The 12,602-nt window shown below is 71.2% G+C and carries 12 protein-coding genes; 9 read left to right on the top strand and 3 right to left on the bottom strand.

The annotated features are described in order from the left end of the window. Window positions 1-248: 248 nt before the first annotated feature. Window positions 249-1,916 (bottom strand): right-handed parallel beta-helix repeat-containing protein, encoded by a 1,668-nt coding sequence (locus ACQP26_RS20900; RefSeq protein ID WP_433493779.1) that lies wholly within the window; start codon window positions 1,914-1,916, stop codon window positions 249-251. A 73-nt stretch (window positions 1,917-1,989) separates the two neighbouring features. Next, the gene (locus tag ACQP26_RS20895; protein WP_269705047.1) at window positions 1,990-2,952 is read right to left on the bottom strand and encodes a COX15/CtaA family protein; all 963 of its coding nucleotides are present in this window, start codon (window positions 2,950-2,952) and stop codon (window positions 1,990-1,992) included. Between the two features lie 98 nt (window positions 2,953-3,050). Between ACQP26_RS20895 and ACQP26_RS20890 the strand changes: the two genes are divergently transcribed. The 8 genes from ACQP26_RS20890 (at window position 3,051) to ACQP26_RS20855 (ending at window position 9,827) form a co-directional block, all read left to right on the top strand. Further along, the gene (locus ACQP26_RS20890; protein WP_269705049.1) at window positions 3,051-3,827 is read left to right on the top strand and encodes a helix-turn-helix transcriptional regulator; all 777 of its coding nucleotides are present in this window, start codon (window positions 3,051-3,053) and stop codon (window positions 3,825-3,827) included. After that, entirely contained in the window at window positions 3,824-5,254 is a 1,431-nt protein-coding gene (sufB, locus tag ACQP26_RS20885; protein ID WP_013287447.1) for a Fe-S cluster assembly protein SufB, read from the top strand. Before ACQP26_RS20890 ends, sufB begins: the two co-directional genes overlap by 4 nt. Before the next feature lie 84 nt (window positions 5,255-5,338). Then, window positions 5,339-6,481 carry a Fe-S cluster assembly protein SufD gene (gene sufD / locus ACQP26_RS20880; RefSeq protein ID WP_433493778.1) on the top strand — a complete coding sequence of 381 codons (1,143 nt, stop codon included), beginning with the start codon at window positions 5,339-5,341 and terminating at the stop codon, window positions 6,479-6,481. After that, entirely contained in the window at window positions 6,481-6,825 is a 345-nt protein-coding gene (locus ACQP26_RS20875) for a non-heme iron oxygenase ferredoxin subunit (RefSeq protein WP_064445305.1), read from the top strand. Before sufD ends, ACQP26_RS20875 begins: the two co-directional genes overlap by 1 nt. Then, window positions 6,825-7,598, top strand: coding sequence for a Fe-S cluster assembly ATPase SufC (sufC, locus tag ACQP26_RS20870; protein ID WP_064445306.1), 774 nt, complete (start codon window positions 6,825-6,827; stop codon window positions 7,596-7,598). The genes ACQP26_RS20875 and sufC overlap by 1 nt, the downstream gene beginning before the upstream one ends. 8 nt (window positions 7,599-7,606) lie before the next feature. Further along, window positions 7,607-8,911, top strand: a complete 1,305-nt coding sequence (locus tag ACQP26_RS20865) for a cysteine desulfurase (protein WP_433493777.1) — start codon at window positions 7,607-7,609, stop codon at window positions 8,909-8,911. Further along, entirely contained in the window at window positions 8,911-9,384 is a 474-nt protein-coding gene (gene sufU / locus ACQP26_RS20860) for a Fe-S cluster assembly sulfur transfer protein SufU (RefSeq protein ID WP_269705052.1), read from the top strand. Before ACQP26_RS20865 ends, sufU begins: the two co-directional genes overlap by 1 nt. Beyond that, on the top strand, window positions 9,381-9,827 hold the full coding sequence (locus ACQP26_RS20855) for a metal-sulfur cluster assembly factor (protein WP_433493776.1): 447 nt from the start codon (window positions 9,381-9,383) through the stop codon (window positions 9,825-9,827). The genes sufU and ACQP26_RS20855 overlap by 4 nt, the downstream gene beginning before the upstream one ends. Window positions 9,828-10,207: 380 nt before the next feature. Here the strand turns inward: ACQP26_RS20855 and ACQP26_RS20850 are convergent, their stop codons facing one another. Next, window positions 10,208-11,392, bottom strand: a complete 1,185-nt coding sequence (locus ACQP26_RS20850) for a DDE-type integrase/transposase/recombinase (RefSeq protein ID WP_433493339.1) — start codon at window positions 11,390-11,392, stop codon at window positions 10,208-10,210. Between the two features lie 407 nt (window positions 11,393-11,799). Between ACQP26_RS20850 and ACQP26_RS20845 the strand changes: the two genes are divergently transcribed. Further along, a complete protein-coding gene (locus tag ACQP26_RS20845; protein ID WP_433493775.1) occupies window positions 11,800-12,528 on the top strand; it encodes a LysE family transporter in 729 nt (242 codons plus the stop codon). The last annotated feature ends 74 nt before the right edge of the window (window positions 12,529-12,602 follow it).

Here is a 12,602-nt window from a genome sequence, read left to right as displayed (position 1 = left end):
GCCGTCGCCGCCATCGTGGCGTCGGCGGCTTTCGCCGGGGCCCACCGGGCCGCGTCTTCGACCACCATCAGCGCGCTGCTCGGCCTGCACGTCGCCAGGCTGCTGCACCGCGACGGCGATCTCTGGGTGCTGATCGTCGCGTACGCGGTCAGCAACGGCAGCTTGGTCATGCTGGCTGTCACCACCGACGCCGGCCCGGCTGAACCGGAGCCGCCCGAGCCGCCGGTGCCGCCCGCGCCGCCGGGAGGTCAGTCTCGGTCGCTGTGGTTGCGTGCCCAGCGACCGCCGATCGGCGGCGTGTCCAGCCGCAGCGCGGCCTCGGTGCCGGCCAGGTCGTTGTCCTCGAACGCGCAGGAGACGCAACTGCCCGCCTCGGTGACCCAGATGCCGTACGCCTGGGTGTCGGCGTCCCGGTGCCAGATCCGGTTGCCGCGCACGGTGGCCGAGTCGAACGGCGCGGCGATCGTGATGCCGCCGCACGCCGGTGGCGAGTCCGGCAGCTCGTACGCCGTGCCGGGCCCCGGCGTGGCGGCGCTCCAGCCGGTGGAGCCGTCCGGGCGCACCTCGGCCAGGGAGAGCCGGTCGGCGCTGTTGTCGGACACCACGGCGTCGCGGGAGCCGACCCGCACCACCTTGCCCCGGTGCCCGCCGGCCGGCCAGTCGGCGTTGCCGTCGGTGACCTCGCGTGGGCCGTACCGCACCGCCTCGCCGGAGCCGGAGCAGGCCGGGGCGGAGCGGCGGCCGTTGTCCCGGATCCGGTTCCCGACGATCGACGTGTCCAGCATCGGCCGGTCGATCCGGATGCCGTCCAGCGCGTTGTCCCGGATGTCGTTGTCCTGGATGACCACGTCGGCCGCCGCGCCCCGGTAGCCGTGGCCCAGGTCGTGCTCGTGGTAGCCGAAACCACCGTTGCGGCTGATCCGGTTGCCCTGCACCGTGTACGAGCCGGGGGTGTTGCCCATGCTGATCCCGTCGCCCACGTTGGCGTCGATCACGCAGCCGGTGACCAGGCCGCCGCGCCCGGCAACCCCGGCGGTGCCGTTGCCCGACACGTCGAAGCCGGCCTCCAGGTTGTTGGTCATGGTGCAGCCGGAGACGATCAGCCCCTCGGCGCCCCAGTCGGAGATGCCGAACCGGTTGGCCTGGCTGTGGCAGCCGATGATCCGGAAGCCGCGCGGCGGGGTCCAGTAGTCCTTCTGCAGCTCCAGGAAGATGCCGTTGGTGCCGTTGCCGATGGTGGTGCAGTTGGCGATGGTGAGGCGCTCCACGTCGCCCCAGCCGCCGATGCCGACGCCGATCCCGGCGCCGCCCATCTGGTCGCCGTTGTCCAGCCGGCCGCATCCCACCACGACCACGCCGTCGATCAGGCTGTCCTGGAGGAAGTCGCAGCCCAGGCCGGTCGCGCCGGTGTGGTGGATGTAGAGGTTGCGGAACACGCCGCGCACCACGTACTGCAGGCCCAGCCCCTTGGCCAGGTAGTCGTAGGACGTCTGGGCCACGCCGGAGCCGTCGATCTCGAAGTCGGCGAACGTGCAGTCGGTGATGTGCCGGTCCCGGTCCGCGCCGTGCTGCACCGTGGTCCAGTAGGCGAGCGGGACCGGTGCGCTGCGGTCGCCCTCGTTGCTGAGCAGGAAGCGGGTCGCGGCCGGCCCGGCGCCGAGCAGCGAGACGCCGCTGCGCCAGACGGTCCCGGCGTCGCGGATCGAGTAGAGGCCGGGCGGGCAGTAGATCACCCGGGCCCGGCCGTCGGCGTCGTACCCGGCGCCGAGGCGGTCCACCAGCGCCGCCAGGGCGGGCTGGTCGTTCGTGACCCCGTCGCCGGTGAGGCCGTACTCGCGGGCGTCGCACCACAGCGGCGCTCCGGCGACCGGGGTCAGCCGTTGCGGGGTGGTGGTGGAGAGGCTCTTGCGCGACACGGGGAGCTCCCCTCGGGCGGACGGTAGGTGGCCCGTGCCGCTTTCCCGCTTCCGCCGCGCGGTAACGCCCCGCTCAGGCGGCGGCGCCCACCCGCTGCGCGGCGGGCGCGGCCGGAGCCTCCGGGGTGGCCGGCAGCCGCTCCCGGGTGGCCCAGAGCACGCCCAGCGTGGCCAGCAGCACCAGGCAGGAGCCGAGCATGTGTGCGCCGACCAGCACGCCGGGCAGGTGGGTGAAGTACTGGACGAAGCCGATCACGCCCTGGCCCAGCTCGACCGCGATCAGCACCGCCGCGGCCCGCGCGGCGCGCTCCGCGCCGACCGCCCGGAACGCGAAGTACAGCGCCACCGAGAGGCCGATCAGCAGGAAGACGCCGTCGGCGTGGACCTGGGAGATCGCTGCCGGGTCCAGGCCGTTGCGGGCCGCGCCGTGGTCGCCGGCGTGCGGTCCGCTGCCGGTCACCCACGTGCCGACCACCAGCACCGACGCGCTCACCGCCGTGGTGATCCAGGCGAGGGTACGCAGCGGCGCCGGCACGGTCGGTGCCACCGGCCCGTCCGGCTCCTTGATGCGCCGCCAGAGCGCGTACGCGGCGGCGATCACCGCCATCGAGGCGAGGAAGTGCAGCCCGACCACCCACGGGTTGAGGTTGGTGAGCACGGTGATGCCACCGATGACCGCCTGGGCCGGGATGCCGAACAGCACGCCCACGGCCAGCGGGAGCAGTCCCCGGCGGCGGGGGCGGTGGGCCAGCACGGCCACCACCACGGCGAGCGCGATGATGCCCACCGCGAAGGTGAGCAGCCGGTTGCCGAACTCGATCACCCCGTGCACGCCCATCTCGGTGGTCGTGGTGTAGGAGTCGTCGGTGCACCGCGGCCAGGTGGGGCAGCCGAGGCCGGAGGCGGTGAGCCGGACGGCCCCGCCGGTGACCACGATCGCGACGTTCGCGATGATCGAGGCGAGCGCGAGGCGGCGCAGCAGCGTGGCGGAGACCGGGAACCGGACGGATCGCTTCACGGAGCGAATCCTACGCACCGTAGTTGATCCCGATCGGGTGACTCCGGCACCCCGGTGGTCGGAATCACCGGACCCCGGGTTTGCAGGCCCTCCGCGAATTACGTAACGTTGCCGTTGTGAAAAACGCGGCGGCGCTCTCCCGAACGCCGGTGGCCGGTCCGGTCGCCGGTGGTTCGCGCGCACGTCGCAGCGTACGGCGTGGCGAGCGGGAGGCCGCTCCGGCCGACCTGTCGACCCGCGACCGGGTCACCCAGCTGCTGCTGGAGCGTGGTCCCACCACCGCCGCGCAGCTCGGCACGGCCCTCGGTCTGAGCCCGGCGGCGATCCGCCGGCACCTCGACGCGATGCTCGCCGACGGTGACGTGGTCGCCCGCGAGCAGACCGTGCGCGGCAGCCGCGGGCGCGGCCGGCCGGCCAAGGTCTTCGCGCTCACCGAGGCGGGCCGGGGCCGCTGCGGCACCCACCACTACGACAACATGGCCACCGCCGCGCTGCGGTGGATCGCCCGCACCGGCGGCACCGAGGCGGTCGCGGCGTTCGCGGCCGAGCAGGTCTCCGCGCTGGAGACCCGCTGCCGGGCAGCCATGGAGGACGCCGGTGACGCCCCGCTCGCGCGGGCGGAGGCACTCGCCGGCGCGCTGACCGCCGAGGGTTACGCTGCCAACGCGTCCACGATCGCCTCCGGCGGCCAGCTCTGCCAGCACCACTGCCCGGTGGCGCACGTGGCCGCCGAGTTCCCTCAGCTGTGCGAGGCCGAGACCGAAGTGATCTCCCGTCTGGTCGGCACTCACGTACAGCGCCTGGCCACCATCGCGCACGGCGACGGCGTGTGCACCACGCACATTCCCGCCCAGTCCGGTTCCACCGTCACCACTGTGAGGACAGATAGATGACCGAGCAGATCGTCCAGCCCCTGACCCAGGAGGAGCAGCTCGCGGCCCTCGGTCGTTACGAGTACGGCTGGGCCGACCCCGACGTCGCCGGGGCCTCCGCCCAGCGCGGCCTCAGCGAGGCGGTGGTGCGCGACATCTCGGCCAAGAAGAACGAGCCGGCCTGGATGCTCGACCTGCGGCTCAAGGGCCTGCGGCTTTTCGGCCGCAAGCCGATGCCGAACTGGGGCGCCGACCTCACCGGGATCGACTTCGACAACATCAAGTACTTCGTGCGGTCCACCGAGAAGCAGGCCACCTCCTGGGAGGACCTGCCCGAGGACATCAAGAACACCTACGACAAGCTCGGCATCCCGGAGGCGGAGAAGCAGCGCCTGGTCGCCGGTGTCGCGGCGCAGTACGAGTCCGAGGTCGTCTACCACCAGATCCGTGAGGACCTGGAGGAGCAGGGCGTCGTCTTCCTGGACACGGACACCGCGCTCAAGGAGCACGAGGACCTGTTCAAGGAGTACTTCGGCACGGTCATCCCGGTCGGCGACAACAAGTTCGCCGCGCTGAACACCTCCGTCTGGTCCGGTGGCTCATTCATCTACGTGCCGAAGGGCGTGCACGTGGACATCCCGCTGCAGGCCTACTTCCGGATCAACACGGAGAACATGGGCCAGTTCGAGCGGACGCTGATCATCGTCGACGAGGGCGCGTACGTGCACTACGTCGAGGGCTGCACCGCGCCCATCTACTCCTCCGACTCGCTGCACAGCGCCGTCGTGGAGATCATCGTCAAGAAGAACGCCCGGTGCCGGTACACGACCATCCAGAACTGGTCGAACAACGTCTACAACCTGGTCACCAAGCGCGCCGTGTGCCACGAGGGCGCGACCATGGAGTGGGTCGACGGCAACATCGGCTCCAAGGTCACCATGAAGTACCCGGCGGTCTACATGACCGGCGAGCACGCCAAGGGCGAGGTGCTCTCGGTCGCGATGGCCGGCGAGGGCCAGCACCAGGACGCCGGCGCCAAGATGGTGCACGCCGCGCCGCACACCTCCTCGACCATCGTGTCGAAGTCGATCGCCCGGGGCGGCGGCCGCACCTCGTACCGCGGTCTGGTGCAGGTGCTGGAGGGCTCGACCAGCAGCAAGAGCACCGTCAAGTGCGACGCGCTCCTGGTCGACACGATCTCCCGCTCCGACACCTACCCGTACGTCGACATCCGCGAGGACGACGTGTCGATGGGCCACGAGGCGACCGTCTCCAAGGTCAGCGAGGACCAGCTCTTCTACCTGATGAGCCGGGGCCTGAGCGAGGACGAGGCGATGGCGATGATCGTGCGCGGCTTCATCGAGCCGATCGCCAAGGAGCTCCCGATGGAGTACGCGCTGGAGCTCAACCGCCTGATCGAGCTGCAGATGGAAGGCGCCGTGGGCTGACCGCCGCGCGGCCGGACCAGTCACGCCGCGTCGCGACCAGCGCGACCGACCCTCCGATCAATCGCAGAACAGACCAAGGAAGAGATGACTACCCAGGCTTCCGCACCGCCCACGACCAAGTCGCAGGCGCTCCGCTCGTACGACGTCGCCGACTTCCCGGCCCTGACCGGCCTGGAGGAGGAGTGGCGCTTCACCCCGCTCAAGCGACTGCGCGGCCTGACCGGGTCGGCGCAGGGCGCGACCGGCACGGTCCGGCACGAGTACGGTGACCTGCCCGAGGGCGTCACCGTCGACCGGATCGGCCGGGACGACCCGCGGGTGGGCAGCGTGCTCACCCCGTTCGACCGGGTCAGCGCGCTCGCGTACGGCGGGGCCGACGGCGCGCTGCTGGTGCGCGTCGACCGCGACGCGGTGGTGGAGGCGCCGGTGCGCCTGCGGGTGGTCGGCGAGAACGCCGAGGCGCTCGCCTTCGGCCACACGTTCGTCGAGGTGGACCGGTTCGCCGAGGCCACAGTGGTGATCGAGCACGTCGGCTCGGCCACGCTCGCCGACAACGTCGAGGTGTCGGTGGGCGACGGGGCGAAGCTGACCCTGGTCACGGTCGCCGACTGGGCCGACGACGCGGTGCAGGCGCAGCACCTCAAGGTGCGGCTGGGCCGTGACGCCCGGATCCTGCACGTGCAGGTCAGCCTCGGCGGCGACCTGGTCCGGCAGTACACGTCTGTCGAGTACACCCAGCGCGGCGGCGAGGCCGAGCTGTACGGCGTCTACTTCGCCGACTCCGGCCAGCACCTGGAGCACCGGCAGCTGGTCGACCACACCGTGCCGGACTGCCGCAGCAACGTCGGCTACCGGGGCGCGCTGCAGGGCGACGACGCGCACACGGTCTGGGTCGGCGACGTGCTGATCCGTGCCGAGGCCACCGGCACCGACACGTACGAGATCAACCGGAACCTGCTGCTCACCGACGGCGCGCGGGCCGACTCCGTACCCAACCTGGAGATCGAGACCGGCGAGATCGCCGGCGCCGGGCACGCCAGCGCGACCGGCCGCTTCGACGACGAGCAGCTGTTCTACCTGATGGCCCGGGGCATCCCGGAGGCCGAGGCGCGGCGCCTGGTGGTGCGCGGCTTCTTCGCCGAGCTGATCAACAAGATCCCGGTCGAGGACCTGCGCGAGCGCCTGGGCGACGCCATCGAGGCCCGGCTGGCGAAGGCCGACGCCTGATGCTCAAGATCTGCTCCACCGAGGACGTGCCGAAGGGCACCGCGATCAGCGCCGACGTGGACGGCGTGCAGGTCGCGATCGTGCACGGCGAGGACGACGTGTTCTACGCCGTGCACGACGAGTGCTCGCACGCCGCCGTGGCGCTGTCCGAGGGCGAGGTCGAGGGCTGCACGCTGGAATGCTGGCTGCACGGATCCCGTTTCGACCTGCGTACCGGTGAGCCCACCGGGCTGCCCGCCACCGAACCCGTACCCGTCTATTCCGTCGAAGTTCGTGACGGCGACATCTACCTTTCCGTGGACGGCGACGGCCGTCCGCTGCCGAGCAATGGAGTGACCCGCTGATGAGCACCCTGGAGATCCGCGACCTGAAGGTGTCGGTCAAGCTGCCCGAGGGTGAGCTCAAGCCGATCCTGCACGGGGTCGACCTGACCGTGCGCTCCGGCGAGACGCACGCCATCATGGGCCCGAACGGCTCCGGCAAGTCCACGCTGGCGTACTCGATCGCCGGTCACCCGAAGTACGAGATCACCGGCGGCGAGGTGACCCTCGACGGCGAGGACGTGCTGTCCATGTCCGTCGACGAGCGGGCCCGCGCCGGCCTCTTCCTCGCCATGCAGTACCCGGTCGAGGTCCCCGGTGTGTCGGTGGCCAACTTCCTGCGTACCGCCAAGACCGCCATCGACGGCGAGGCGCCGAAGCTGCGCACCTGGGGCGGCGAGCTGCGCGGCGCCATGGAGCGCCTCCAGATGGACCCGGCGTTCGCCCAGCGCAACGTCAACGAGGGCTTCTCCGGCGGCGAGAAGAAGCGGCACGAGATCGTGCAGCTGGAGCTGCTCAAGCCGAAGATGGCGATCCTCGACGAGACCGACTCCGGCCTGGACGTGGACGCGCTGCGCGTGGTCAGCGAGGGCGTAAACCGGGTGCGCGACACCGGTGACACCGGCCTGCTGCTGATCACCCACTACACGCGCATCCTGCGCTACATCAAGCCGGACTTCGTGCACGTCTTCGTGGCCGGCCGGATCGTCGAGCAGGGCGGCCGGGAGCTGGCCGACAAGCTCGAGGAAGAGGGCTACGAGCGGTACGTCGCCGGGGCCGGCGCGGCGCGGGCCTGAGACTCGACATGACCTCGATGGCCATCCCGGCGGGCATGCCGCAGTACGACGACGTGCCGCGCTTCGACGTGGCGAAGGTGCGGGCCGACTTCCCGATCCTCGACCGGGAGGTCAACGGCCACCCGCTGGTCTACCTGGACAGCGCGAACACCTCGCACAAGCCGCGGCAGGTGCTCGACGTGCTCGCCGAGCACTACGCGCTGCACAACGCCAACGTGTCGCGCTCGGTGCACACGCTGGGCACCGAGGCGACCGAGGCCTACGAGGGCGCGCGGGCGAAGATCGCCGCGTTCATCAACGCGCCGAGCGTGGACGAGGTGGTGTTCACCAAGAACTCCACCGAGGCGATCAACCTCGTGGCGTACGCGTTCTCCAACGCGTCGCTGCGCGCGGACAGCGACCCCCGGCTCCGGCTGGGCCCCGGCGACGAGATCGTGATCTCCGAGATGGAGCACCACTCGAACATCGTCCCGTGGCAGTTGCTGGCGGAGCGCACCGGCGCGACGCTGCGCTGGTTCCCGGTCACCGACCAGGGCCGGCTCGACGAGTCCGGCCTGGACGACCTGGTCACCGAGCGGACGAAGATCGTCTCGCTGGTGCACATGTCGAACATCCTCGGCACCGTCAACGCCACCGCGCGGATCACCGCGCGGGTCCGTGAGGTCGGCGCGCTGCTGCTGCTCGACTGCTCGCAGTCGGTGCCGCACCTGCCGATGGACGTGGTCGACTACGACGCCGACTTCATCGTCTTCACCGGGCACAAGATGTGCGGCCCGACCGGCATCGGCGTGCTCTGGGGCCGGGGCGAGCTGCTCGCCGCGATGCCCCCGGTGATGGGCGGCGGCTCGATGATCGAGACGGTGACCATGGCCGGCTCGACGTTCGCCGCGCCGCCGGCCCGGTTCGAGGCGGGCACCCCGCCGATCGCCGAGGCGGTGGCGCTCGGCGCGGCGGTCGACTACCTCACCGCGATCGGGATGCCGGCCATCCAGTGGCACGAGAAGGAGCTGACGGCGTACGCGCTGGACGCCCTCGCCACCGTGCCCGGCCTGCGGATCTTCGGCCCGACCGTGCCGGTGGGCCGGGGCGGGACGATCTCGTTCGCGCTCGGTGACGTGCACCCGCACGACGTCGGCCAGGTGCTCGACTCGCTCGGCGTGCAGGTGCGGGTGGGCCACCACTGCGCCCGGCCGGTGTGCACCCGCTTCGGGGTGCCGGCCACGACCCGGGCGTCGTTCTACCTCTACACCACCACCGCGGAGATCGACGCCCTGGTGGCGGGGCTGGAGCGGGTGCGGAAGGTATTCGACTGATGCAACTTGAATCTCTCTACCAAGAGATCATTTTGGACCACTACAAGCACCCGCACGGCCGTGGCCTGCGGGACGCGACGGACCCGGCCGCCCGGGTCGGCGAGGCGCACCACGTCAACCCGACCTGCGGCGACGAGATCACCGTGCGGGTGGCGACCGACGGCAGCGTGTTCACCGACATCTCGTACGACGGGATGGGCTGCTCGATCAGCCAGGCGTCGGCGAGCATCCTGCACGAGCTGCTGCGCGGCAAGGCCGCGAGCGACGCCGCGGTGGTGCACGAGGCGTTCGTGCAGTTGATGTCCGGGCGGGGCCAGGTCACGCCGGACGAGGACGTGCTCGGAGACGGGGTGGCGTTCGCGGGTGTCGCGCGCTACCCGGCCCGGGTGAAGTGCGCGCTGTTGTCGTGGATGGCGTTCAAGGACGCCGCGGCACGCGCCGGGGTGGGCGTGAGCCCGGAGGTGAAGGCATGAGCGACGAGAACATGACCCCCGAGGCCGGCGCGGTGGCGACGGACGGCACGGCTCCCGGTGGCGCGGCCGTCAACGGGGCTGACGGTGCGGCCGCGGGTGCGGCGGCGCCGGCCGGCGGCAAGGCCGCGATCGGTGACATCGAGGAGGCGATGAAGGACGTCGTCGACCCCGAGCTGGGCATCAACGTGGTCGACCTGGGCCTGGTGTACGGCGTCCACGTCGACGACGAGAACGTCGCCACCCTGGACATGACGCTGACGTCGGCGGCCTGCCCGCTGACCGACGTCATCGAGGACCAGGCCCGGCAGGCGCTCACCACCGGTCCCGGTGGCGGCCTGGTCAACGACATCCGGATCAACTGGGTCTGGCTGCCGCCGTGGGGCCCCGACAAGATCACCGACGAGGGGCGCGACCAGCTCCGCTCGCTCGGCTTCAACGTCTGACCGTTCTCCGGTCCGGCCACGGGCGCGGCACCCCTACCAGGGGGTGCCGCGCCCGCACTGCTTCCCGCGCCCGCCCCGCCTTCCCGCCCCCGGCACTGCCTTCCGCGCCCGCACTGTTTTCCGCGCCCGCACCGCTTTCCCGCCCCGCTTCCGAACCCCGCCCCTTTGTCCCCTCCGTTACTGAGCCCTCCGCCGACCTCGCTTCCGTCCGCCTCCCCACACTCGTCAGCCAGGCTCCGCCGTCCTACTCAGGATCGCGTCCCAGCCAGCGAGAGTTCGCGTCCACTTGTCAGGAAAGCCGAAGATCTTGGTAGGAAATGGCCCTCATGGGGGCTGTCATGTCCCGGGACATGTGTCAATGGGAAGTCCCGATAGATGTGTCATGGGTTGTGGATCGTGGGGGTGGGGGTGAGGGGGATGTAGTTCTTGTCGGGGTCGAGGTGGAGATGGCCGATGGGTTGGCCGTCGGGGTGGTAGATGGTGACGTGGTTGTTGTCGCGGATGGCGGTGACGGTGGTGCCGGCGTGGGTGGCGCCGACGCTGGTGCGGTGTCCGGCGATGGCGATGGCGCCGTTGCTGGCCACGGGGCAGTGGTGCAGGGTGGCGTCGGTTTGCAGGGGTGTGCTGGTGGGTCCGCCGAGGGTGGGTGCGTGGGTCCAGGCGTGGGCGGGTGTGGTGCGGCGGGGTAGGGCGCTGTGGCGGCGTTGGGTGTTGTAGTAGCGGCGGTAGGTGTCCAGGAGTGTTTGCAGGGCGGTGAGGGTCTGTGGTGGGGGTTGGGTGCTCAGCCATTTTTTGAGGGTTTGGTGGTGGCGTTCGACCTTGCCGCAGGTTTGTGGGTGGTAGGGGCTGGAGTTGATCGGGCGGGCGCCGTGGTCGATCAGGGTTTGCACGAAGGTGGAGATTGATCCGGGTCGGGTCCGGCGGCTGGTGAACGCGATGCCGTTGTCGCTGAGCACGATGGCTGGCACGCCGTAGGCGGTGAACGCCTGTCTGATCGCGGTGATCGCGGCTCGGGCGGTCTCCGCGGCGGCGGCGTGGCAGGCGACCAGGGTGCGGGTGCAGTCGTCCAGGACGTCGAAGACGACAACCGTGCGGCCGTCGGCGAGTTTCACTTCGGTGGCGTCGATCTGATAGCAGTCGCGGGGCCGGGCATAGCTGAAACGCCGCCACGAACTACGCGGTCGTTTAGCCGGAGTAGCCACGAGCAGGTCATGTCGGGCCAGCACCCGGTTGACCGTCGAGCGTGACGGCACCGACCAGGACGCGCCGATGCGCCGGCGCACCTCGCCCAACGCGTCTCGGATGAAGTCCGCCCCGTTGTCCGGGCCCAGTTCAACACGCAGTTTGCAGATCCACGCGTCCACCTCCGGCGGCGTGACCCGCGGACTACTACGCGGACGCCGGGATCGTTCCTGCCACTGACCCTCGGCCCGGATACGTGCGCGGTGCCGGTACACCGTGCGCACCGACACCCCGTGCTCACGCGCGAACTCGGCCGCGTTCACCCGAACCCCCGCCGCCAGCAGCGCGTCCAGCAGGTTCATCACATGCCGCCGAGAAGCCATGCCCGGCAGCACATACCACCCGACCCAAGATCCCTACCACCTGACACATGTATCGGGACTTCAACGCTGACAGATGTCATGGGACTGAACAGCCCTCATGGGGGCCATTTCCTACCAAGATCTCCCCGAGCCGAGCCGAGCCGAGCCGACGGCGCTGCACCGTTCCGACCACCCACGCACCCCCTCCCCGCGATCTTGCAGATCCTGCCCGGGCAGACCGGGCATTCCGACCGTCATCAGGGCCGCAAGTGCAAGATCGCGCGGAAATGGGTGGTGGGGTGGGGGAGTGGGGCGCAGGATGAGCGGGTGATCGAGGCGTACCCGAAGCAGGTTTCTGTCCGTGCGGCCACCGCCGCGCGTCGACAGCGCGCCCTGCCGCCGGCCGCCTCGACCCACCACCCCTCGTCGTGACCGGGGCGTTCCTCGCCGGTCTGATTGCCGGCTACGGCGTCGCCATCCCGGTCGGCGCGATCGCGATCCTCATCCTCGGGCTCAGCGCGCGTACCTCGTTCCGCGTCGGTGCGGCGGCGGCGCTCGGCGTGGCCAGCGCCGACGGGCTCTACGCGGCCGTCGCGGCGCTGGGCGGGGCCGCGGTGGCGAGCCGGCTCGCGCCGGTCGCGGGTCCGCTGCGACTGGTCGCCGCAGGGGTGCTGCTGGCTCTCGCCTGCCTCACCGCCTGGCGTGCGCTGCGCCCATCCGCCCCGACGCCGGAGCCGAGCGGGGAAGGCGGACCGGCCGTGGAAGGCGGACCGGCCGGGGAAGGCGGACCGGCCGTGGAAGGCGGACCGGCCCGGGAAGGCCGGCCGCATCGGAAGGCGGCGGCGCGGGGTGGGCTGGACACACCGGTGCGGGCGTTCGCCGCGGTCCTCGCGTTGACCCTGCTCAACCCGGCCACAGTGGTCTACTTCGTGGCGCTCGTCCTCGGCCGGGGTGACGTGCTCGGTGGTGGTCCGGCGGGCGCGGGTGCCTTCGCCGCCGGGGTGTTCCTCGCCTCGGCGAGCTGGCAGTTGCTGATCGCCGGCGGCGGCACGCTGATCGGCCGGGCCCTCACCGGGCCCCGCGGGCGGCAGGTCACCGCGCTGCTGTCCAGTGGCATCATCGCCGCCCTCGCGGTGGCCACGGTGCTCGCTGTCTGACCGACGTGGACATGCCGATGTGTCGGCACGATTGCGGGCCGGTTCATGATCCGTTGCCGGGGGACCGGTCGAAG

Origin of the sequence: Micromonospora sp. CA-248089, assembly GCF_050948515.1 — a bacterium.
Classification (GTDB): domain Bacteria; phylum Actinomycetota; class Actinomycetes; order Mycobacteriales; family Micromonosporaceae; genus Micromonospora.
This window is presented reverse-complemented; position numbering and strand designations above follow the sequence as displayed.

Bases quoted from the DNA above. Each gene is read 5' to 3' on its own strand.
- sufB (WP_013287447.1), top strand. From the start codon at position 3,824: ATGACCGAGCAGATCGTCCAGCCCCTGACCCAGGAGGAGCAGCTCGCG.
- sufD (WP_433493778.1), top strand. From the start codon at position 5,339: ATGACTACCCAGGCTTCCGCACCGCCCACGACCAAGTCGCAGGCGCTC.
- ACQP26_RS20875 (WP_064445305.1), top strand. From the start codon at position 6,481: ATGCTCAAGATCTGCTCCACCGAGGACGTGCCGAAGGGCACCGCGATC.
- sufC (WP_064445306.1), top strand. From the start codon at position 6,825: ATGAGCACCCTGGAGATCCGCGACCTGAAGGTGTCGGTCAAGCTGCCC.
- ACQP26_RS20865 (WP_433493777.1), top strand. From the start codon at position 7,607: ATGACCTCGATGGCCATCCCGGCGGGCATGCCGCAGTACGACGACGTG.
- sufU (WP_269705052.1), top strand. From the start codon at position 8,911: ATGCAACTTGAATCTCTCTACCAAGAGATCATTTTGGACCACTACAAG.
- ACQP26_RS20855 (WP_433493776.1), top strand. From the start codon at position 9,381: ATGAGCGACGAGAACATGACCCCCGAGGCCGGCGCGGTGGCGACGGAC.
- ACQP26_RS20850 (WP_433493339.1), bottom strand. From the start codon at position 11,392: ATGGCTTCTCGGCGGCATGTGATGAACCTGCTGGACGCGCTGCTGGCG.